Annotated in this window: 18 protein-coding genes and 2 tRNA genes; 14 read left to right on the top strand and 6 right to left on the bottom strand. The window is 32.6% G+C overall.

What is annotated here, in order from left to right; genetic code table 11:
• Positions 1-67 precede the first annotated feature (67 nt).
• On the bottom strand, positions 68-547 hold the full coding sequence (gene msrB, locus ACYX4H_RS14695; protein ID WP_476237018.1) for a peptide-methionine (R)-S-oxide reductase MsrB: 480 nt from the start codon (positions 545-547) through the stop codon (positions 68-70).
• A gap of 158 nt (positions 548-705) precedes the next feature.
• Between msrB and ACYX4H_RS14690 the strand changes: the two genes are divergently transcribed.
• The gene (locus ACYX4H_RS14690) at positions 706-1,524 is read left to right on the top strand and encodes a M48 family metallopeptidase (RefSeq protein ID WP_476237017.1); all 819 of its coding nucleotides are present in this window, start codon (positions 706-708) and stop codon (positions 1,522-1,524) included.
• Between the two features lie 155 nt (positions 1,525-1,679).
• Positions 1,680-2,969, top strand: a complete 1,290-nt coding sequence (locus ACYX4H_RS14685) for an MFS transporter (RefSeq protein ID WP_476237016.1) — start codon at positions 1,680-1,682, stop codon at positions 2,967-2,969.
• A 70-nt stretch (positions 2,970-3,039) separates the two neighbouring features.
• On the opposite strand, the gene ACYX4H_RS14680 is transcribed toward ACYX4H_RS14685, so the two are convergent.
• Positions 3,040-5,586, bottom strand: coding sequence for an ATP-dependent Clp protease ATP-binding subunit (locus ACYX4H_RS14680; protein WP_476237015.1), 2,547 nt, complete (start codon positions 5,584-5,586; stop codon positions 3,040-3,042).
• A 262-nt stretch (positions 5,587-5,848) separates the two neighbouring features.
• Between ACYX4H_RS14680 and gyrA the strand changes: the two genes are divergently transcribed.
• Both gyrA and ACYX4H_RS14670 read left to right on the top strand, forming a co-directional pair.
• The gene (gene gyrA / locus ACYX4H_RS14675; RefSeq protein ID WP_476237014.1) at positions 5,849-8,407 is read left to right on the top strand and encodes a DNA gyrase subunit A; all 2,559 of its coding nucleotides are present in this window, start codon (positions 5,849-5,851) and stop codon (positions 8,405-8,407) included.
• A gap of 18 nt (positions 8,408-8,425) precedes the next feature.
• A complete protein-coding gene (locus ACYX4H_RS14670) occupies positions 8,426-9,682 on the top strand; it encodes a tetratricopeptide repeat protein (protein WP_476237013.1) in 1,257 nt (418 codons plus the stop codon).
• Positions 9,683-9,740: 58 nt separating this feature from the next.
• On the opposite strand, the gene ACYX4H_RS14665 is transcribed toward ACYX4H_RS14670, so the two are convergent.
• Positions 9,741-10,490 (bottom strand): C40 family peptidase, encoded by a 750-nt coding sequence (locus ACYX4H_RS14665; protein ID WP_475296556.1) that lies wholly within the window; start codon positions 10,488-10,490, stop codon positions 9,741-9,743.
• 9 nt (positions 10,491-10,499) lie between these two features.
• Entirely contained in the window at positions 10,500-11,678 is a 1,179-nt protein-coding gene (locus ACYX4H_RS14660; protein WP_476237012.1) for an acetyl-CoA C-acyltransferase, read from the bottom strand.
• A gap of 213 nt (positions 11,679-11,891) precedes the next feature.
• Between ACYX4H_RS14660 and ACYX4H_RS14655 the strand changes: the two genes are divergently transcribed.
• The 3 genes from ACYX4H_RS14655 (at position 11,892) to ACYX4H_RS14645 (ending at position 14,222) form a co-directional block, all read left to right on the top strand.
• A complete protein-coding gene (locus ACYX4H_RS14655; RefSeq protein ID WP_476237011.1) occupies positions 11,892-13,940 on the top strand; it encodes an HD family phosphohydrolase in 2,049 nt (682 codons plus the stop codon).
• Between the two features lie 101 nt (positions 13,941-14,041).
• Positions 14,042-14,125 (top strand) — tRNA-Ser (locus ACYX4H_RS14650).
• Positions 14,126-14,147: 22 nt separating this feature from the next.
• Positions 14,148-14,222: transfer RNA gene (locus tag ACYX4H_RS14645), tRNA-Pro, on the top strand.
• A gap of 701 nt (positions 14,223-14,923) precedes the next feature.
• Here ACYX4H_RS14645 and ACYX4H_RS14640 read toward each other — a convergent pair.
• On the bottom strand, positions 14,924-15,280 hold the full coding sequence (locus ACYX4H_RS14640) for a winged helix-turn-helix transcriptional regulator (protein WP_476237010.1): 357 nt from the start codon (positions 15,278-15,280) through the stop codon (positions 14,924-14,926).
• Positions 15,281-15,364: 84 nt separating this feature from the next.
• Here ACYX4H_RS14640 and ACYX4H_RS14635 point away from each other — a divergent pair, with 84 nt between their 5' ends.
• The 3 genes from ACYX4H_RS14635 (at position 15,365) to ppk1 (ending at position 19,073) form a co-directional block, all read left to right on the top strand.
• Positions 15,365-15,961, top strand: coding sequence for an NADPH-dependent F420 reductase (locus ACYX4H_RS14635; RefSeq protein WP_476237009.1), 597 nt, complete (start codon positions 15,365-15,367; stop codon positions 15,959-15,961).
• Positions 15,962-15,964: 3 nt separating this feature from the next.
• Positions 15,965-16,372 (top strand): YybH family protein, encoded by a 408-nt coding sequence (locus ACYX4H_RS14630; RefSeq protein WP_476237008.1) that lies wholly within the window; start codon positions 15,965-15,967, stop codon positions 16,370-16,372.
• A 688-nt stretch (positions 16,373-17,060) separates the two neighbouring features.
• Positions 17,061-19,073, top strand: a complete 2,013-nt coding sequence (ppk1, locus tag ACYX4H_RS14625; protein WP_476237006.1) for a polyphosphate kinase 1 — start codon at positions 17,061-17,063, stop codon at positions 19,071-19,073.
• 124 nt (positions 19,074-19,197) lie between these two features.
• On the opposite strand, the gene ACYX4H_RS14620 is transcribed toward ppk1, so the two are convergent.
• Complete coding sequence (locus ACYX4H_RS14620) at positions 19,198-19,653, bottom strand: cbb3-type cytochrome c oxidase subunit I (protein WP_476237005.1); 456 nt, start codon at positions 19,651-19,653, stop codon at positions 19,198-19,200.
• Positions 19,654-20,005: 352 nt separating this feature from the next.
• Between ACYX4H_RS14620 and ACYX4H_RS14615 the strand changes: the two genes are divergently transcribed.
• The 4 genes from ACYX4H_RS14615 to ACYX4H_RS14600 all read left to right on the top strand — a co-directional run bounded on the left by ACYX4H_RS14615 (position 20,006) and on the right by ACYX4H_RS14600 (position 21,958).
• Positions 20,006-20,239, top strand: coding sequence for a thioredoxin family protein (locus ACYX4H_RS14615; protein ID WP_476237004.1), 234 nt, complete (start codon positions 20,006-20,008; stop codon positions 20,237-20,239).
• Positions 20,240-20,456: 217 nt separating this feature from the next.
• Entirely contained in the window at positions 20,457-21,032 is a 576-nt protein-coding gene (locus tag ACYX4H_RS14610; RefSeq protein WP_476237003.1) for a hypothetical protein, read from the top strand.
• A complete protein-coding gene (locus ACYX4H_RS14605; protein ID WP_476237002.1) occupies positions 21,033-21,296 on the top strand; it encodes a DUF2024 family protein in 264 nt (87 codons plus the stop codon). It abuts the gene before it with no gap.
• A gap of 50 nt (positions 21,297-21,346) precedes the next feature.
• Positions 21,347-21,958 (top strand): MarR family winged helix-turn-helix transcriptional regulator, encoded by a 612-nt coding sequence (locus ACYX4H_RS14600; RefSeq protein ID WP_476237001.1) that lies wholly within the window; start codon positions 21,347-21,349, stop codon positions 21,956-21,958.
• Positions 21,959-22,019 lie beyond the last annotated feature (61 nt).

Genomic DNA, 22,019 nt, shown 5'->3' with positions numbered 1-22,019 from the left:
TGGTAAATACATTCATAATTATTACCAACAAGTTACTAATAAATAACCAATGCAAGGTTTAAAATGCCTATTCCTTAGGTATAAATTTAAGTGCTACACCATTAATGCAGTGTCTTTTTCCTGTGGTGTCTCTAGGGCCATCATTAAACACGTGCCCTAAATGGCCACCGCAAGTGGCGCAATGTTCTTCGGTGCGGGCGTAACCAATTTTATAATCTGTAGAAAAAGCTACATTGCCTTTAATTTCTCTATCAAAACTAGGCCAACCACTACCAGAATCGTATTTGTGTTCACTTTTAAACAAAGGTGTTTCGCAAGCTTTACAAACATACACACCTGGTTTGTAGTTTTTGTTTAACGGACTTGTAAATGCGCGTTCTGTACCTGCTTTTCTTAAAACATAATATGCTTGCTCAGTTAATTGTGTTTTCCATTCGGCATCAGTTTTTGTAATTTCAAATGTTTCCTTTTTTTGTTCTTTTTTTTGAGCATTACTATTGCAACTAAACAAAAAACTTAAACATAATAAAAGAAGTAGGTTTTTCATAAATCAAATATTTTTATAGTAAGTCGGTATCTAAAGTATTTCATAACACGTATATTAAATAAAACACTTAAAAATAATGTGACAAATAAAAAAAATGAGTGTCTAAAAACTACAGCAAAACAATTTTTGTATTTTTATAATGAAATAAAATAACTAAAATGAAACTAAAAAAAGTAATAGCATTATGGGGTGTTGCAGCCATTGTTACAGCATGTGCACATAACCCTTTTACAGGAAAAAAAACATTGGCTTTGGTACCAAACTCACAGTTGTTTCCAACGGCTTTTGCACAATATGATCAGTTTTTAACTGAAAACAACGTAATTACAGGTACAAAAGATGCCGAAATGATTAAACGTGTTGGCCAAAAAATAGCTGTAGCTGCAGAGCGATGGTTAAATGCCAATGGGCATCAAGGCTATTTAAATGATTATAAATGGGAATACAATTTAGTAGATGATAAAACCGTAAATGCTTGGTGTATGCCAGGAGGTAAAATTGTGTTTTACACAGGTATTTTACCCATAGCAAAAAATGAAGCAGGTGTTGCTGCCATAATGGGGCATGAGGTAGCTCATGCATTAGCAAACCATGGGCAACAACGTATGAGTGCGGGGTATTTACAAGCAGGACTTGCTGTTGCAGGAAACATTGCCATAAAAGATGAAAAATCTAGAAACGCCTTTAACCAATATTACGGTGTTGGTTCGCAAGTTGGTGTTATGTTACCTTTTAGTAGAAGTCATGAAACAGAAGCCGACAAAATTGGTATTTATTTAATGGCTATTGCAGGCTACACACCAGATGAAGCCTCATTATTATGGGAGCGTATGAAAGCTAATAGTGGTGGACAAGCACCGCCTGAAATGTTAAGTACACACCCATCTAACGATTCTAGAATAGCTAACCTAAAAGCTTTAGCGCCTCAAGCTAAAGCCGAAGCTGCTAAGTTTGGTGTGACTTCTTTTAGAAAATAGTTTTAATACAAAAAAGATAATGATAAAACCCCGCAATTGAGCGGGGTTTTATTTTTCTTCAAATTTAAATGCGCTCAAAAGCTGCTTTAAGTTGGGGTTCAATAAAAATATTTTTTTACTTTAGAAGCTGCTCATTAAAGAGCAGCTTTTTTATTATGGCTACACTGCAAAAAGGAAGTAAAAAACTATTAAATGCATGGGCGTTTTATGATTGGGCAAATTCGGTTTATACGCTAACCATTGCATCATCAATATTTCCAATATTTTATTCAAGTTTATTTGAAAATAAAGACCAATTAGTAAGTGCTTTTGGTTTTGAAATGAAGCAAACTGTTTTAATATCTATAGTAACAGCGTTTACATTTTTAGTAGTAGCATTTCTTTCTCCAGTATTATCGGGTATTGCAGATTATGTTGGTAATAAAAAGAATTTTATGAAATTTTTCTGCTATATGGGCGGTTTTGGGTGTATAGGCTTATATTTTTTCAACTTAAATTATATACACACAAGTGTGCTTTTTTATTTTATGGGGCTGTTGGGCTATTGGGGGAGTTTGGTGTTTTATAACTCGTATTTACCAGATATTGCTTTTCCAGAACAACAAGATAGCATAAGCGCTAAAGGTTTTTCTTGGGGGTATATTGGTAGTGTAATTTTGCTTATTGTGAATTTAGCCATGGTTATGAGTCAAACAGACGGGGCTGCTAAAATGCAAATGATGAAATATTCATTTGTAACTGTAGGTCTTTGGTGGATTTTGTTTAGCCAATACACTTTTTATTACTTACCTAAAGGAAGCTCAAAAGGACATAAAGTAACTAAATATTTGGTTTTTAATGGCTTTAAAGAATTAAAATTAGTATGGCAACAACTAAAAGGTAATTTAAGGTTAAAACGATATTTAAATGCTTTTTTTGTGTTTAGTATGGCGGTGCAAACCATAATGCTAATGGCTGTTTACTTTGGTGAAAAAGAAATAGCTTGGGCTAATAACGATGAAAAAACCCAAGGTTTAATAGTAAGTATTTTAGTTATTCAATTAGTGGCTGTTGGTGGCGCAGTAATGACATCTAGAATGTCTAAAAAATATGGTAATATAAAAACACTTATTGTAATAAATGTCATTTGGATGGCACTGTGTTTTTATGCCTTTTTTATGAAAACACCTATACAATTTTACATAGCTGCAGTAATAGTTGGTTTTGTAATGGGAGGTGTGCAGTCTTTAGCAAGGTCTACCTATTCAAAGTTTTTACCAGAAACTGATGATACTACATCATATTTTAGCTTTTTTGATGTTGCCGAAAAAATAGGGATAGTAATTGGTATGACAATTTTTGCTGTTGTAGATCAAATAGAAAGTATGCGTTCAGCTATTTTGTTTCTATTCGTGTTTTTTTTAGTGGGTATTGTGTTGTTATTTAAAGTGCCCGAAAAAGCTTAATGATAATATTATAAAAAAAGAGCTAACCGTTAAAGTTAGCTCTTTTTATTTAGAGTTATTTTATTCAGATTTATGACTCTGCAGATTTTTCAGCCTTTTCAACTGAAATTTTTAATTCATTAGAATCACTATCTAAATCAATAGTTATTTTATCACCTTCTTGTACGTTGGTTGATACAATTTCTTCAGCTAAAGCATCTTCAATGTATTTTTGAATAGCGCGCTTTAAAGGTCTTGCACCGTATTGTTTATCAAAACCTTTATCGGCAATATAATCTTTAGCATCATTAGTTAATTGTAAAATGTAACCAAGATTTTTAATTCTTGCTAAAAGTTTTTCTAACTCAATATCAATAATTTTGTTGATGTCTTCTTTTTCAAGCGGGTTGAAAACAATAACATCATCAATTCTATTTAAAAACTCTGGAGCGAATGATTTTTTCAAAGCATTTTCAATAACACTTCGGGCATTAGCATCTTCTTGTGCTTTTTGTGCCGAGGTACCAAAACCAACACCTGTACCAAAATCTTTAAGTTTTCTGGCTCCAATGTTTGATGTCATGATAATAATGGTATTTCTAAAGTCTATTTTTCTACCTAAACTATCGGTTAAATAGCCATCATCAAGTACTTGTAAAAGCATGTTAAATACATCAGGGTGTGCTTTTTCAATTTCATCTAACAGAATAACGGCATATGGTTTGCGGCGTACTTTTTCGGTTAACTGGCCGCCTTCTTCATAGCCAACATATCCTGGAGGTGCACCAATTAATCTTGAAATGGCAAACTTTTCCATGTATTCACTCATATCAATTCTAACAAGGGCATCTTCACTATCAAATAATTCTTTTGAAAGTATTTTAGCTAATTGTGTTTTACCAACACCGGTTTGCCCTAAGAAAATGAACGAACCAATAGGTTTATTAGGGTCTTTTAAACCAGCACGGTTACGCTGTATGGCTTTAACAACTTTACTTACTGCTTCATTTTGACCAATGACTTTACCTTTAATTAAGTTTGGTAACTCCGCTAACTTGTTAATTTCGGTTTGTGCAATACGGTTTACAGGAACACCTGTCATCATAGAAATAACATCTGCCACATTGTCTTCAGTTACAATTTCTCTATGTTGTTTGGTGTCTTCTTCCCATTTTTCTTGGGCTATAGCAAGTTCTTTTTCTATACGTTTTTCATCATCTCTAAGTTTAGCAGCCTCTTCATATTTTTGCTTTCTTACAACGGCATTTTTAGTTTCTTTAATGCCTTCTAGTTGTTTTTCAAGCTCTATAATTTGTTTAGGCACATCAATGTTTGTAATGTGTACACGAGATCCAGCTTCATCTAGAGCATCAATAGCTTTGTCTGGTAAAAAACGCTCTGTCATGTACCTATTGGTTAATTTTACACAGGCTTCAATGGCTTCAGGTGTGTAGTCAACGTTGTGGTGTTCTTCGTATTTACCCTTAATATTATTGAGTATCTCTATGGTTTCTTCAACACTTGTTGGTTCAACAATTACTTTTTGGAAACGACGCTCTAAAGCGCCATCTTTTTCAATGTATTGTCTGTACTCATCTAAAGTTGTAGCACCAATGCATTGAATTTCGCCACGTGCTAAGGCGGGTTTAAACATGTTTGAAGCATCTAAGCTACCGGTAGCACCACCAGCGCCTACAATGGTATGAATTTCATCAATAAAAAGAATAACGTCATCATTTTTTTCAAGCTCATTCATTACGGCTTTCATACGTTCTTCAAACTGTCCGCGGTATTTAGTTCCAGCTACTAAGCTTGCTAAATCTAGGGTTACAACACGTTTGTTAAACAGTATTCTAGAAACTTTACGTTTAACAATTCTTAAGGCTAAACCTTCGGCAATGGCACTTTTACCAACACCAGGTTCACCAATTAAAAGCGGATTGTTTTTCTTTCTTCTACTTAAAATTTGAGATACGCGTTGTATTTCTTTTTCACGCCCCACAACTGGGTCTAGTTTACCTTCTTCGGCTAAAGCCGTTAAATCGCGTCCAAAATTATCTAAAACAGGGGTTTTAGATTTTTTATTGGTTTTGTTAGATGGGGTATTAAAAATATCTTTTGAAGATTCTTCTTCAGGGCTTGAGCTATCATCTTGAAAAGATTCAGCTTTTGGCTCTATATAATCATTATCGTTTGTAATCATAAATTTAAATTGTTCTTTAACATTATCATAGTCAACTTTCAGCTTATTTAAAAGCTTGGTAGTGGGGTCATTTTCGTTTCTTAAAATACACAGTAATAAATGAGCTGTATTTATAGAGGTACTTTGAAACAATTTGGCTTCTAAAAACGTTGTTTTTAAGGCGCGTTCTGCCTGTCTTGTAAGATGTAAGTTCTTTTTTTGATTGGTAGCAATACTAATATTGGGGTTTGCCGGACTTAAAATTTCAACTTTACGTCTCAAATGATTCAAGTCTATATCTAAAGCGTTTAAAATACTAATAGCTTTACCATTGCCATCGCGCAAAAGCCCTAACATTAAATGCTCAGTACCAATAAAATCATGGCCTAAGCGCAATGCTTCTTCTTTACTATATGCAATTACATCTTTTACTCTTGGTGAAAAATTATCATCCATAATTAACTTCCTTTCTGCATTAAAAATACTAATTATAGTTATTAAAGGCAAAAACTATACCTTAAATAATAAAGTAGAATGCTAATTGACAAAAAAAACTTTAGAAAATCAAAATTTTCAAACTTTAACTTATTAACTAAAAAAGGGTGCGAAATTGTTAATAAATAGTGTTAAAAAACTAACATTAATCAGTAATTAGCACTCCTGAAATACTTATATTAGCATGTTTTGAAAAACTCATAAAAATATTAATAGATTATTTATGGCAGAAGGAGAGAAATTGATTCCTATTAACATTGAAGATGAAATGAAATCGTCTTACATTGATTATTCAATGTCAGTCATTGTGTCACGTGCTTTACCAGATGTAAGAGATGGTTTAAAGCCAGTTCACAGGCGTGTACTATATGGTATGCATGAATTAGGTGTAAGAGCCAATAGTGCACATAAAAAATCTGCAAGAATAGTAGGAGAAGTTTTAGGTAAATATCACCCCCACGGTGATACATCAGTGTATGATACTATGGTGCGTATGGCACAAGAGTGGAGCTTACGCTATTTGTTAGTAGATGGCCAAGGAAACTTTGGTTCTATAGATGGCGATAGTCCTGCAGCAATGCGTTATACAGAGGCGCGTATGCAAAAAATATCTGAAGACATGTTGGCAGATATTGAAAAGGAAACTGTAGATCATAAATTAAATTTTGACGATACTTTACAAGAACCAACCGTTTTACCAACAAGAATACCAAACTTATTAGTTAATGGTGCTTCTGGTATTGCCGTTGGTATGGCAACAAACATGCCACCACATAACCTAACCGAAGTTGTTAACGGCACAATAGCCTATATTGAAAATAACAATATTGAAATTGATGAGCTCATGCAGCACATTAAAGCCCCCGATTTTCCAACCGGAGGTACTATTTATGGTTATGATGGCGTAAAAGAAGCTTTTCACACCGGTAGAGGCCGTATTGTAATGCGCGGTAAAGCAAACATTGAAGAGGTAAACGGACGTGAGTGTATTGTGGTTAATGAAATACCTTACCAAGTTAATAAGGCAGACATGATTAAAAAAACGGCCGACCTTGTTAATGATAAAAAGCTAGAAGGTATAGCAACTATTAGAGATGAATCTGATAGAAAAGGTATGCGTATTGTATACGTTTTAAAGCGCGATGCCATACCAAACATTGTACTTAATAAACTATACAAGTACACAGCCTTACAATCATCATTTAGTGTAAATAATATAGCACTTGTAAACGGGCGTCCGCAATTATTAAACTTAAAAGACTTAATACATTATTTTGTAGAACACAGGCACGAAGTAGTTGTTAGAAGAACACAATATGAATTAAGAAAAGCCGAAGAACGCGCACATATTTTAGAAGGTTTAATTATTGCTTCAGATAATATAGATGAAGTTATAGCTTTAATTAGAGCATCATCAAACGCTGAAGAAGCCAGAGAAAAGTTAATGGAGCGCTTTAAACTAACCGAAATACAAGCCAAAGCAATTGTAGAAATGCGTTTGCGACAGCTTACAGGTTTAGAGCAAGATAAATTACGTGCAGAGTATGACGAACTATTAAAAACTATTGAAGATTTAAAAGATATCCTTGATAAAAAAGAACGTAGAATGGATATCATTAAAGATGAACTTGAAACCGTAAGAGATAAATACGGCGATGAGCGAAGATCTACAATAGAATATGCAGGAGGCGATTTAAGTATAGAAGATATGATACCAAATGAAAAAGTGGTTATTACCATTTCGCATGCTGGTTATATCAAACGCACATCGTTAACGGAATACAAAACGCAAAACAGAGGTGGTGTTGGCCAAAAAGCGTCAACCACCAGAAATGAAGATTTCCTAGAGCATTTATTTGTTGGTACAAACCACCAATACATGTTATTCTTTACTCAAAAAGGAAAATGTTTCTGGATGCGTGTTTATGAAATTCCAGAAGGCAGCAAAACCTCAAAAGGTAGAGCAATTCAAAATCTTATAAATATTGAGCAAGATGATAAAGTAAAAGCGTTCATTTGTACTCAAGATTTAAAAGATGAAGAATACATAAACAGTCACTTTGTAATAATGGCAACCAAAAATGGGCAAGTTAAAAAAACTGCGCTAGAGCAGTATTCGCGCCCAAGAACAAACGGAATAAACGCAATTACTATTAAAGAAGAAGATGAGCTTCTAGAAGCTAAGCTTACCACCGGAGATAGCCAGGTAATGTTAGCACTAAAATCTGGTAAAGCCATTAGGTTTGAAGAAGCTAAAACCAGGCCAATGGGCCGTAATGCATCAGGAGTAAGAGGTATTACCCTTGCGCATGATAAAGACGAAGTAATTGGTATGGTAACAATAAATAACCCGCAAGAAGAAACTGTTTTGGTGGTTTCTGAAAATGGATACGGAAAACGTACTTTTATTGATGATCCCGAAGATGGAGAAGCTGTTTACCGAATTACCAATAGAGGTGGTAAGGGCGTTAAAACCATTTCTGTTACAGATAAAACAGGAAGTTTAGTGGCTATTAAAACTGTTACAGATAATGACGATTTAATGATTATTAATAAATCTGGAATTGCCATTAGATTAGAAATAGCCAATTTAAGAACCATGGGTAGAGCTACCCAAGGAGTGAAATTAATAAACTTAAAAGGAAACGATTCTATTGCCGCTGTAGCAAAAGTAATGCATGATGAAGATGATGTGGAAAACGCTGAAGGTGCTGAAAACACTGATGTTACCAATGATGGCACAACTATTGATAATACTAATAACGATAACACTGATAATTAATAAATAATATTTTTAAAAATGAAGAAACAAACTCTTGTAGCTTTATCTTTAGCAATTTGCAGCTTTTCATTTGCTCAAAAAAAAGAATTAAAAGCAGCAGAAAAAGCTATTAAAAGTAACAATTTTGCAGAAGCTAAAACTGCAATTAATCAAGCAGAATCTTTAATGTCTGCAATGGATGACAAGTTAAAAGACAAATTTTACTATTTAAAAGGGCAAGCATTGTATGCAAATGGCGCTGCTAGTTTAGCAGATTTTGATGCGGCTCTAGAAAACCTTAGTAATGTAAAAACAGCTTACCCAGGTGAGATTGCTAAATTAAAACAAGACATTACAAACGCTTTACTACAAAAAGGTAATGGGTTTTATGAGAAGAATGATTTTTCTTCAGCCTCAAAATATTTTGAAAGAGCTTACAATGTAACAAAAAAAGATACAGCATATTTATATTACGCAGCTGCTACAGCGGTTAACGTAAAAGAATATGATAGAGCTTTAAATTTATATGAGCAATTAAGAGATTTAGGGTATACAGGTATTGGTACGCAATATTATGCTGTAAACAAAACTACTCAAGAAGAAGAAGTTTTTCAAAGTAAAGAATTACGTGATTTATCTGTAAAATCAGCTAAAACACACATTAAGCCTTTTGAAAAAACAACTGAGTCTAAAAAACCAGAAATTGTAAAAAACATAGCATTAATTTATGTGAGTAACGGTGATGATGAAAAAGCATTACAAGCTATGAAAGATGCAAGAGCCGAAAGTCCTGATGATATTAACCTATTATTATCTGAGGCTAACGTGCATTTTAAAATGGGAAATACTGAAGAGTTTAAAAAGCTTTTAGAAAAAGCAACTCAAATGGACCCTGATAATGCTGAGTTACAATATAACTTAGGTGTTATAGCTTCAGAATCTGGAGATAATGATGCCGCTAAAGGTTACTATGAAAAAGCTATAGAATTAGACCCAAGTTACAGTAATGCTTACATTAACTTATCTGCTTTAATTTTAGGTAAAGAAGAAGGTATTATTAAAGAAATGAACGGTTTAGGAAGTTCTGCTGCCGATGATAAACGTTATGATGAATTAAGAGAAGAAAGACAAAATTTATACAGAGAAGCTGTTCCTTATTTAACAAAAGCGTTAGAAATGGATGCTGAAAATCTTAATGCAGCAAAAACACTTATGAATATTTATAGTATTTTAGGTGAAACCGCTAAGCAAAAAGAAATGAAAGAAATTGTAGATACTATTGAGTCTGGAAACTAATAAAAGTTTCTTTTAAAACATAAAAAAAGCCGCTTTCTTTAAAAGCGGCTTTTTTATTTTATATAATCTTTTTTATTACTCTAAGTTTGTGTGTGTGTGCACGTTTATCAACGTTATAAATACCAGAATGATCTAATCGGTCTATTCTAACTTTACCGTGCGCATGAATAATGTAATTATCTTTCATAATAATACCTACATGGGTAATTAAACCTTCACTATTATCAAAAAAAGCTAAATCTCCAGGTTCACTTTCTTCAATAAAACTTAGGGCTTCACCTTGAGTGGCTTGTTGCGATGCGTCTCTTAATAGTTTATAACCATTTAGTTTATAAACCATTTGAGTAAACCCAGAGCAATCTATACCAAAGGGGGTTTTACCACCCCATAAATACGGGGCATTTAAGTAAGAAAAAGCGGTTTTAATTATATTTTCTTTAGATATTTCGCCTTCTGTGGTATTACCATCATAAGTATGATTTAGTAATTGTAAACCATTTAAGCAAGAACCTAATAAAACCGGATGAAGTTGGTTATTAGTATCTTGTACAAACTCAACCAAATCTAATGATAGTTTTAAGGTTTGGCTTTGTAATTGCTTGTAGTTTTCCTCTAAAATTTCAATGTATTGCTTGTTGTCAATCCAACCTTCATAAGCATCAAAATCTAAGCGTATTTTACTCCAATGTTTTCGTTGTTCTAATACTTTAAAAAAATCACCATAAAGTACTTGAGTAACAAGTTCACTGGTATCGGCAGGCTCATTTCTTAAAGGAACAACGCTTAAACTACAAATTCCGTACTGCATTAAATTGTATTAATTTCTTTCTAAAACAATAGCAGAAGCACCACCGCCACCATTACAAATAGCTGCAGCTCCTAATGTTGAGTTATTTTGTTCTAAAACGTTTAATAATGTAACTATAATTCTGGCACCAGAACATCCTAACGGGTGCCCTAATGAAACAGCGCCACCATTTACATTTACATTGCTATCATTTAATCCTAAAATTTTCATATTGGCAAGCCCTACAACCGAAAAAGCTTCGTTAAACTCAAAAAACTCAATATCTTCAATTTTAACGTTGGCTTTATCTAATGCTTTTGGTAATGCTTTTGCGGGAGCCGTTGTAAACCATTCAGGTTCATGTGCAGCATCGGCATAACTTTTAATGGTAGCTAATGGTTTTAAACCAAGCTCTAAAGCTTTTTCTTTACTCATTAAAACCAATGCAGCAGCACCATCATTTATTGTTGAAGCATTAGCGGCGGTTACAGTGCCATCTTTTGTAAAGGCAGGACGTAAATTAGGTATTTTTTCAATTTTAACATTGGTGTATTCTTCATCTTTAGATACAACTATAGCATCACCACGACGTTGAGGCACTTCAACAGGAACTACTTCGTTGTTAAATTTACCTGCATCCCAAGCGGCTGCAGATCTTTGGTATGATTGAATAGCAAATGTATCTTGGTCTTCTCTTGAGAAATTATATTCGGTAGCGCAAGCATCGGCACATACACCCATAGCATTTTGGTCGTAAGCATCAACTAAACCATCTTTTTGCATACCATCAATTAATGCTGTTGTGCCAAATTTAGTGCCAGTACGTGCGTACAAATAGTGTGGTATTAAGCTCATGTTTTCCATACCGCCAGCAACAATAATATTGGCGTCACCAAGGGCAATGGCTTGTGCAGCTTGCATAACAGTTTTCATGCCAGAAGCACAAACTTTGTTTACTGTAGTACAAGGTACAGTATTTGGTATGCCGGCATAAATAGCGGCTTGTCTTGCGGGAGCTTGCCCTGTACCAGCTTGTACAACATTACCCATTATAACTTCTTCAACCATTTCTGGTTTTAAGTTTATTTTATTTAAAGCGCCTTGTATAGCAATAGCTCCTAATTTAGGGGCAGGAATTGTAGATAGTGCACCTAAAAAACTACCTATTGGTGTTCTAGCAGCTGAAACAATTACGACTTCTTTACCCATTTTTTTGAAAATTTGAAATAATTGCAACGAAAATAATCAATTTTTAATAGATTTAAGTACGTTTCTATTATTATAAAAAACTAAAAACACAATAATTTACTACATTTGAAACGGATACTATTTTTTAAAGTGAAAACTAATAGGTTATAACAGGTTGTTGCTTATAGTTTTTACTTTAATGAATAGCACAATTTAAATTTATATCACTTTTTAATGAAAGACTTTATAAACAAACTATATAAAAACCACTCATTAATTTATAAATGTCTTCTATTTGTATCTACCACATTTTTAATAGTATACTTGTTTCCAAAAAGTGGAAAATTTAAGTATGATTTTGAAAATGGAAAACCATGGCAATCTGAAAATTTATTAGCACCTTTTGATTTTGCAATTAAAAAAACAGATGAAGAGATAAGCACCGAAAAACAGTTTTTAACCAGCAGTGTAGCTCTATATTTTAATATTGATAACACTGTAAAACCACGCGTAAACAAAGCTTTTAATGATGGATTTAAAGTTGTGTTTAAAGATACTATAAACCCCAGTACATTAACGCAATTACGTAAAGTTGGTACAAATGTTTTAAACAAGCTTTATGCCTTTGGTATTTTAAGCGAAAATCATGATTTTAAAGCTGATAGAGCTGTTGTTATTTTAGATAATAGAACAAAAAAGCAAGATGCTTTTTATTCGAACTTGGTTCAGCAAAATCAAGTGTCTAGCATTATAGATAATGCCTTAAAAATTGCCTCGTTAACACAATACAAACCTCAAATAACATCGTTGTTTTTTGATATTATTACACCCAATTTAACCTATAATAAATCGTTAACCGATAAAGCTATTGAAGAGGCTTTAAGTAAAATGTCTTATACCCGTGGTGGTGTAGAAAAAGGTACTTTAATTGTTTCAAAAGGTGAAGTTGTTGAAGGCGATAAATACCAGAAATTAAAATCATTACAATCTGAATACGAATCACAGGTTTGGAATGATTCAAACTACAATTGGGTACTATTTGCCTATGCATTATTAGTGTCATTGGTCATGCTCATGTTATTATTATTTTTAAGAAAATACCGAAATAAAGTTTATGAAAATAACACCAAAGTAACCTTTATTTTCTTTAACGTAGCGTTACTTATTTTTATAACCACTTTGGTAGTAAATTACAATGCCAAGTTTATTTATGTGGTGCCTATTTGTGTATTACCACTAATATTAAAAGCTTTTTTTGATGCTAGATTGGGCTTGTTTACACATGTACTTACAGTTTTACTTTTAGGGTTTATTGTGCCTAATAGTTATGAGTATATGTTTTTACAAATAATAACAGGTATTGTAACCATTTTAACAGTATCTGAACTGTATAAGCGTGCCAATTTATTCATATCTGTAGGGCAAATAACCCTAATTTACATTATAGCCTATTTTGCCTTTATTGTAATACATCAAGGCAGTGTAGATTCTATTCAATGGGAAACATTTATATGGTTTATATTATGTGGTTTAGCTACACTTTTTGTACAACCATTAATTTATGCTTATGAAAAACTATTCGGTTTAGTGTCCGATGTTTCTTTGTTAGAGTTATCCGATACGAATTCAAAGTTATTAAAAGAATTATCAAATAAAGCACCAGGTACATTTCATCATTCATTAAATGTAGCAAATTTAGCAGAAGCTTCAGCCAATGAAATAGGAGCTAACGCCATGTTGGTGCGCGTAGGTGCTTTGTATCATGATATTGGTAAAATGAAAAGCCCCACGTATTTTACTGAAAACCAGTCTACCGGAATTAATCCACATGACGAGCTTTCAGCAAAAGAAAGTGCCAAAATTATTGTAAACCACGTAATTGATGGTATTGAAATTGCAAGAAAATATAAGCTACCAGATAGGGTAATAGATTTTATACGTACACACCACGGTACCAGTGTAGTATATTATTTTTATATGAAGGAAAAAGAAGATTATGAAGTTGTAGATAAAAAAGATTTTAGTTACCCAGGCCCAAGACCATTTAGTAAAGAAACCGCAATTTTAATGATGTGTGATAGTATTGAGGCGGCTTCAAAAAGCTTAAAAGAACCTACATCAACAAAAATAGATGCCTTTGTTGAAAATATTATAAATAAGCAGGTAGAAGAAGAGCAATTTTTAAATGCAAACATTACTTTTAAAGAAATTCAATCTATAAAAAAAGTGCTAAAACAAAAGCTAGCAAACATTTACCATTTAAGAATAGAATATCCTGAATAATTTTTTTGAAAAAAATGAAAAAATAGTTGCGTGCTTGTTAAGTAAAAGTTACATTTGCAACCGCAATTTTAAATTGCTAACGTTCATAAATGAATATAATAGGAGAGGTGCCAGAGTGGTAATGGAGCAGATTGCTAATCTGTCAACGCGTAAGTGTTGCCCGGGTTCGAATCCCGGTCTCTCCGCTTTTTTTAAGATAACCATTTTCGGGGTGTAGCGTAGCCCGGTTATCGCGCCGCGTTTGGGACGCGGAGGTCGCAGGTTCGAATCCTGCCACCCCGACAAAATTAAATACCAATGGTAATTAAAACCTTGTAAATCATATGATTTACAAGGTTTTCTGGTTTTTAGGGGTTCATATAAATTGAATTAATATGATTTAATTTGGTTAACAATGTGGTTAACAGGTAAATAAATAAAAAAGTGTTAACCGAATAAGTGTTTAAAGTACTGTAAATGAAATAGTTGATTTGACTTTTGTGTTGTGTAAATGCTTAATTAAAAGACGTCAACTATGAAATCACAAAATATATTCTCTATTCTTTTCTAACAGAACTTCAAAAAAATGAACATTATTAATTCGCTAGAGCTTTACCAAATGCTTCCCCAAGTTCAAAAAAATATCCTAATGCCAACATGATCATTATAAAACCAATAATTATATACCAATAATGTAATTTTTTAGATGTATTCATGTTATTTATATGTTGATTGTTAATATAACTTGTGACGTTTGTAAGTAATAAATTGAAAAAAACTAACAGGCTTTACACATTAGTAGTTAATTATATATAAATGTTACAAAATTTAAATTTCCGGTTCAGACTATATACCGCAAGTGAATGACAATGGTCTTTTATAAACGTCAGTTACGGGTTAAATTAGCTATTATTTTCGGATTAAACACAAGCCCTAGCAATTCCGAGTTGATTCGGACGCAGTCGAATCCGCCATAATTGCGGTTATACATTATTTAAGGTAGTTTATTCTTTAATTTTCATTTTCGTTTTCATTCCCCATTTATCCATTTCTATAAGTACAGGAATGAGTGTTTGTCCAAATTCTGTGAGTACATATTCAATTCTCAATGGAACCTCATCAAAAATTATTTTCTTAATTATTCCGTCTGATTCCAATTCACTAATGGTGCTAGATAACATTTTATCACTAATATAGGGTAAAGCTTCTTTTAAACGATTATACCTTACAACACCATCGTTTATTTTCCATAACACCGCTGGTTTCCATCTTTTTCCTATAAATCTTAAAGTGGTCATAAATGGGCAATCGTATTCCAAAAATTTTTCATTTTCAAAATTCGAGGATGATTTTTTTCTCATACTAACCTTTTTGTTAGTTGCTTTCTGTTTGGTTATCTTAATACAAACCTACAATTTTGTATCAAGAATTAAAAAAGAAATATCATGGAGATTAGTTTTGTAGGTGCTGGAAATGTGGCATCAAGTCTTGGAAATTTATTAACAAAAGCAGGTCATACGGTAAAATATGGTACGCAAAACCCTAAACAAACGCAATTGTCAATTTCAGATGCTTGCGCTTTTGCTGAAATTGTTTGTTTCGCGATTCCATATCAGGCAATGGAAAGCGTTTTAACCACTAATGAAGAAGCCTTAAAAAATAAAATTGTAGTTGATATTACAAACGCTATTAATCTTGACGATTGGTCGCCAATATTTTTGGGTGAAGATAGTAGTGGCGAACGGACAGCACGCTTACTACCAAAGTCCAAAGTTGTAAAGGCATTTAATACCATTTTTGCGGATGTGATGAAAACCGACAAGCAAGTATTTAATGGTCAGAAACAAACGGCTTTTGTTGCCTCTAATGATAAGGAAGCTGCAATTACAATTAAGCAATTAGCAGATGAAATAGGTTTTAATGGTTTGGTAGTTAATGGCATTAAAAACGCACGTTATTTAGAAGCGATTGCACATTTAAATATTAGTATAGCTCTTTCTGGTGGTGGAACTGATGCGGGATTCGCTTATTTTCAAAGATAACAGATGAAATATATTTTAATTTTAACCCTATTTAAATCAAGTATTACAATGGCTCAAAGCAAACCAACAATGCAAGTTTGGACAGACGCATGGCACAATGCCAAATTAGAAACCTTTAAAAACGTATATGCAGATAATGCGTTGATTTTTCCACCCAATAAGCCTACAGTTCAAGGAAATATTAATATTCTTGAATTTATGAAAGGCGGTTTAGGCAAAGTAGATGTTGTATTTGAGGCAGACGAACTGATAATTGATGAAAAAATTGCTTTTGAATATGGGTTTTTTAAAGATGTTGCATTATTAGATGGAAAAATAATTGGTCAAGGAAGTTATTCAGTGACTTGGATATTAGTAAATGATATGTGGAAAGTAATTGCTCATTCGTGGTCTATACCCATTAAAAAATAATTTAACTTTAAAAAAAACCACTTGAAATATAAATCAAGTGGTTTTCTGTTTAAGATATTCTTTGAAATCTCTTGCATAAAAATAGTAGCAGATTTAATAACACTAACTTTTCGGTTAAAAACAGACCTTTTTTATATTTATCTACCATCCTTTTAGCGATAAACATGCTATTATTTTTATATATTGTGCTGCCTTGATTTTTTTCTCTTTTTATTTAAATAATGACCTTGCAGTCATAGCGTTGGATAACCAAACCTAAACTACTGTTCAGGGTTTTCGATATACATAATTCTCAAATTTAGAGTCATCTAAAGGAACATATATACCTTTTTTATATTACCCTTTGAATCAAAATGAACTTGAAATGATTGAAATTTGGAGTCATCTACATTTGCATGTCTTGTTTGAAAGTGCTACAGTATTAATTAAAAGGAAGAGTTTAAATATACAATTAAATCAATTTGAAATAAATAAAATTCTGGTTTTTAGCAGTATATGTTGTTTTAATATAGTTAAAACCCAGTTTTTATAATTCATAGTAGCATTAAGAAGTTTAATGCTAGAGGTAAAGAACATTTTGAGAATTCTTTTAGCAAAAATGTGCAATTTTAATTTTATGTTAAGTTTTGGTGTATTTGAACTTAGTAGGTTATTGAATACATATTTTAGTAAATTTACTAAAAAAAGTATGGCTTTTCATAGTACTAAATTTTTTAATCGAGACCTATCGTGGTTAAGGTTTAACCATCGCGTTTTACAAGAAGCTGCAGACCTGAGAAATCCATTATATGAAAGACTCAAATTCCTGGCTATATTCTCTTCAAATCTCGATGAGTTTTTTACTGTTAGGGTTTCCAATATTAGGCAGATAAAAAAGCTTGATAAATCATTAAGGAAAAAATTGATTACCAAACCTAATAGGCTTTTAAAAGAGATTAAAAAGGAAGTATTTGTGCAACAAGAAGAATTTGGTAAAATATATAGAGAGCAGATTTTACCTGAATTAAAGCAAAAAAACATTACCTTAATTTCTTCTGAAGATTATAATAGCGAAGAACAGCACTTTGTAAAAGATTATTTTCAAAAGCACCTCACACTACTACTCACTTTAAAATTAGATTTAGATAAAAATAAAGATCGTTTTTTTCTAGAAAATGAGAAGCTATACCTAGTGGCTATGACCAATAACAAAAATTTGGTTTGGGTTAAAATTCCAGAAGATAGCCCACGTTTTGTAGTCTTTCCTAGTTCCAATAATCAACATCATATTAGCTTTGTTGACGACTTATTGAAATACCAGTTTTTTCAACTGTATCAGGAAACTTTTTATAGTGTTAAAATATCTAGGGATGCTGAATTATACATTGAAGACGAATACTCAGGGAATTTATTACAAAAAATCGAAAATTCACTTTCCAATCGTAACACTGGACAAATCACTAGAGCATTAATTGACAGTAGAATACCAGATGAAATGCTTTTAGAACTAAAAAAAATACTTGATATTAATGATACAGATATAGTATTTGGTGGTGTTTATCATAACTTTAAAGACTTCTTTAAATTCCCTAATCCTACTAATGAACAACTGTCATACGTGTCAATCCAACCTAAAAGGCAAATAGAACTTGCCAATGCTAATAATTTGTTTGACCTAATCAAAACGAAAGATCGTTTGCTATATTTTCCGTATGAGTCTTTTGATGATGTAGTTTGCTTTGTGGAGCAAGCTGCTGAAGATTTAAATGTAATTACTATCAGAATGACCTTGTATAGGGTTTCAAAAGATTCTGCTATTGCTAAAGCGTTATTAAAAGCTGTTAAGAATGGAAAAGAGGTGGTGGTCTTCATTGAAACTAAAGCTAGGTTTGATGAAGCTAATAATATTAAATGGGGAAAGAAACTTGAAGAGCATGGTGCAAATGTGATTTATAGTTACCCAGGAATAAAAGTACATTCTAAGGTCATGCACATCGAACGTCTTGAGAATAATAAAAATAAAGGGTATGCCTATATAGGTACAGGAAATTTTAATGAGAAAACGTCTCGTATTTATACAGACTTTGGATTGCTAACCGCAAATGATAAAATTACAAAAGAGATACTACAGGTTTTTCAAGTTTTGGAGCGAAAAATAATTCTTCCTAAACCAGAAAACGTATTAATATCTCCTTTCTCTTCAAGGCGTAAATTTATTGAGTTAATTGAATCTGAAATTGAATTTGCAAAGGCAGGAAAAGATGCAAGCATCATTTTAAAACTCAATAACCTTCAAGATCAAAAGATGATTAAGATGCTGTACAAGGCTAGTAATGCCGGAGTGAAAATTAGGTTATTAGTTAGAGGAATTTGTTGTCTTGTTGCGGGAATAGAAAATCAAAGCGAAAATATTTATGTGACGAGCATCGTAGGTCGATTTTTAGAACATTCTAGAGTATATATTTTTGGCAATGGAGGTGTAGAGAAAATGTATATAGGGTCAGCAGATTGGATGACTCGTAATCTGGATCATCGAATCGAAGTAATCACGCCTATACTGGACAATGATATTTTTCAAAAAATAAGACATACAATAAAACTTCAATTAGGTGATAAAGTCAAGGCAAGAATAATAGATGCTAAGCAAGAAAATAAGTATGTTGATTACTTGGAGCAGGATAGTTCACAGATGTTGATTTATAATAATATTTTAGATGGTTAATACATTAATTTATTTAGGTCGTTAGATTTAAATATCGGCTATTATAGTTTCTAAAGAGTAAAGGTCGGGTTGCCTCATGATGAAAAATTAGCTTAAAATTGCTTTTTTTTAACGCAGTTTTTTGTTAGCAACTGGTTTTATTTTGGCTTTTCAATATTCCCATTATTATATTAATAAGGTAAATTATTTGTCCTAAAAACATAAGCGAAATAGTTAGAGTTATTGCAAGATTGAAATTATTATTATTGAATTCATATGTTATTACTCTTGTCCTATAAAATTGAGTTAAAATCCATATAACTAAAGTACCACCCAAAGTCAATCCAATGTGAAGCCAATTCAGTGATTTTGATAGTTTTTTATTTGTTGCTTGCATAATCCAATATCCAAACCCTATTACTCCATAAAGTAGGCAAATACTTGCTGTTAAATTAAAATGTGCTATAACGAAATATGTGTCGTGAATATTAAAATCTAACGTTTCCTTTGTCATTTTATGTCCATTTAAAAATCCAATTAAAATTAGGATTGGAATTGTGAGAAAAAAAATCAGATGTGGTTTACTAATTAGGAATTTCATTTTTCAACGTTATCAATATATTTTGAATGGAATAGTGTATTTTAAAATCTAAAAACTTGAATTTATTATTAATTTTTGTAAGTTTTGTTTACTTGTGGTTAACGAGTTTAAATACGCTTAGCTGCATAAAGTTATCAAATATAAACCGAATACAAAATTCGAAGGGATTTTCAAAAGTGTACGGGATCAAGCATATTTTTCTAATTTAATAATTATAAAAGATTTAGAGCTACATTTTATTCAGATAGTAAGTTTGGATTAACATAAAATCTTAAATAAAATTTTAATAGTTAGGAATCCTTATTATATTTGTAGAGCAATAATGCAATAACAGTTTAAATTCATTCTGAAAATGAGCAAATCAATTTTTTATCACGCAGGTTGTCCAGTTTGTGTAAGTGCAGAACAGGACATAGTAAACTTAATCGGAGCTGACAATGTGGAAGTCGTTAACATTGGCGAGGACAGGTCTAGAATTTCCGAAGCTGAAAATGCAGGTGTGGAGTCTGTTCCGGCTTTGGTAACACCAAATGGAAATACTTTACATATCAACTTTGGTGCATCAATGGCAGATGTAAAAGGCTAATTTTTTATACCATATAGTTAGGATTCCTTATTTTATATAGGAATCCTAACTTAAAAAATCTAAAATTATGAAAACAATACTATTATTATTTTCGGTAACAATACTTTTGAGCACTACAAAAGCCTGTGCACAGGAAAGCAGATATAAAAATGACGACTTCGCCATAAAAGAAGTTCGTGTAACAAACAAATCTGACTTGGAAATAACCGTTTGGGAAATGGACGTCAACGGAACGGCAGGAAAAACAACGCCTACAAAAGCAGGACAATTAGATGGAGCACCAGTTTTAGGCTATGTCTTCCCTACCAGTTTAAACCCAACAGACGTAGGGTTTGGTAAAACCGATGGTATTGTTGCACTTGCACTGACATCGCATCCCGATTTTGACGATACACCACTTTGGGATGAGAACAACGACAGAATTTTTAATAATGACGGCCTTGTTTGGCATCCACATTGGGTGGTCTTGACCAAAGATGAAAGAGTCACAGGAGGACTTTCGTTAAAACAATTTAAAAAAGCAGACAAAACCGTAGTATTGCCACCAACCAACCCAGGAATGCCCATGTATATGGATTCACCAGGATTTCCTGTAACCACAATAGAAAATACGATAAAAGTCATTGTTCCAAACTATAGAATGAATAATCAATCAAATTTTAACTATGATGGTGTTACAGCATTTATGAAAGTGAACACGAGCAATGGGACTATGCCAATGTTGGGCGTTTACGAAGTGTATGGTATTGCAAGTGGTGATTTATCGTTGCCTTACACCGTTAAAAAACAATAAATGAAAGTTTCAGTTTGGGATACTTACGTTCAGCGAGAAGACGGCAAAGTAATGCATTTTGACATTCTCGTACCAAATGAAATTACTGATGAAGAAACCATTTTTGGTTTCGGAAAGCAATATCTAAAAGCAAAACCGTTCACCACAAAGCATCTAACAGCAAAAGAATGCAGGTTTTGTCATATAGAAAAAGCTACCAAACAGATAATTTCATCTATTGAAAATGTGGGCTTTCACATCATTGAAATGGAAAATTGCGATTAATCTAATTAGGATTACTAACTTTGTCCCGTTAAACAAACGGGACTTTTTTTATGGATAATAGCTTATTTAACCCAAAACAACAGGAAATAGATACGTCTAGCAAAATCGTTACAGGATTGGAACGAATTTCAGAAGTGTTTAAGGTGTTGTTGTGGGAAAAAGCTAAATTGGTAGGCTTAAGCCCAATTCAAATTCAAATACTAATTTTCATAGCATTCCACAAACAGGAATTGTGTAATGTAAGTCATTTAGCCAAAGAGTTTAATGTTACCAAGCCAACTATTAGCGATGCGGTTAGGGTTTTGGACAAAAAAGGAATGGTTTCAAAAGACTTTTCATCTTCGGATAGCCGCAGCTACTCACTACAGCTGACCGAAATGGGAAAAAAATTGGTAACAGAAACAAATGATTTTGCTATACCTCTCAAAAAGCAGATAGACAAATTCAATGAAAACGAATTGGAAAGTCTGTTTAGTACAATAAGTCAACTTATTTATAAACTAAATAGAAGTGGTATTTTGACCGTACAACGTACTTGTTATGGATGCACATTTTATCAAAAAAATAACGGAACAGATTACTGTAACCTACTTCAAAAAGAATTAAAAACCACTGAAATACGATTGGATTGCCCCGAATTTGAAGAGAAGGCTAGTGGTTAACATTGTGTAAAAATATCCTCAATAGGGCATCAATAAAACTGCTACGGTATTAATCATTTGT

This window comes from Seonamhaeicola sp. ABD4_340 (genome assembly GCF_056312135.1).
The sequence above is the reverse complement of the archived record's forward strand: the minus strand, read 5'-3'. Positions and strand labels throughout refer to the sequence as shown.

Bases quoted from the DNA above. Each gene is read 5' to 3' on its own strand.
- msrB (WP_476237018.1), bottom strand. From the start codon at position 547: ATGAAAAACCTACTTCTTTTATTATGTTTAAGTTTTTTGTTTAGTTGC.
- ACYX4H_RS14690 (WP_476237017.1), top strand. From the start codon at position 706: ATGAAACTAAAAAAAGTAATAGCATTATGGGGTGTTGCAGCCATTGTT.
- ACYX4H_RS14685 (WP_476237016.1), top strand. From the start codon at position 1,680: ATGGCTACACTGCAAAAAGGAAGTAAAAAACTATTAAATGCATGGGCG.
- ACYX4H_RS14680 (WP_476237015.1), bottom strand. From the start codon at position 5,586: ATGGATGATAATTTTTCACCAAGAGTAAAAGATGTAATTGCATATAGT.
- gyrA (WP_476237014.1), top strand. From the start codon at position 5,849: ATGGCAGAAGGAGAGAAATTGATTCCTATTAACATTGAAGATGAAATG.
- ACYX4H_RS14670 (WP_476237013.1), top strand. From the start codon at position 8,426: ATGAAGAAACAAACTCTTGTAGCTTTATCTTTAGCAATTTGCAGCTTT.
- ACYX4H_RS14665 (WP_475296556.1), bottom strand. From the start codon at position 10,490: ATGCAGTACGGAATTTGTAGTTTAAGCGTTGTTCCTTTAAGAAATGAG.
- ACYX4H_RS14660 (WP_476237012.1), bottom strand. From the start codon at position 11,678: ATGGGTAAAGAAGTCGTAATTGTTTCAGCTGCTAGAACACCAATAGGT.
- ACYX4H_RS14655 (WP_476237011.1), top strand. From the start codon at position 11,892: ATGAAAGACTTTATAAACAAACTATATAAAAACCACTCATTAATTTAT.
- ACYX4H_RS14640 (WP_476237010.1), bottom strand. From the start codon at position 15,280: ATGAGAAAAAAATCATCCTCGAATTTTGAAAATGAAAAATTTTTGGAA.
- ACYX4H_RS14635 (WP_476237009.1), top strand. From the start codon at position 15,365: ATGGAGATTAGTTTTGTAGGTGCTGGAAATGTGGCATCAAGTCTTGGA.
- ACYX4H_RS14630 (WP_476237008.1), top strand. From the start codon at position 15,965: ATGAAATATATTTTAATTTTAACCCTATTTAAATCAAGTATTACAATG.
- ppk1 (WP_476237006.1), top strand. From the start codon at position 17,061: ATGGCTTTTCATAGTACTAAATTTTTTAATCGAGACCTATCGTGGTTA.
- ACYX4H_RS14620 (WP_476237005.1), bottom strand. From the start codon at position 19,653: ATGAAATTCCTAATTAGTAAACCACATCTGATTTTTTTTCTCACAATT.
- ACYX4H_RS14615 (WP_476237004.1), top strand. From the start codon at position 20,006: ATGAGCAAATCAATTTTTTATCACGCAGGTTGTCCAGTTTGTGTAAGT.
- ACYX4H_RS14610 (WP_476237003.1), top strand. From the start codon at position 20,457: ATGGACGTCAACGGAACGGCAGGAAAAACAACGCCTACAAAAGCAGGA.
- ACYX4H_RS14605 (WP_476237002.1), top strand. From the start codon at position 21,033: ATGAAAGTTTCAGTTTGGGATACTTACGTTCAGCGAGAAGACGGCAAA.
- ACYX4H_RS14600 (WP_476237001.1), top strand. From the start codon at position 21,347: ATGGATAATAGCTTATTTAACCCAAAACAACAGGAAATAGATACGTCT.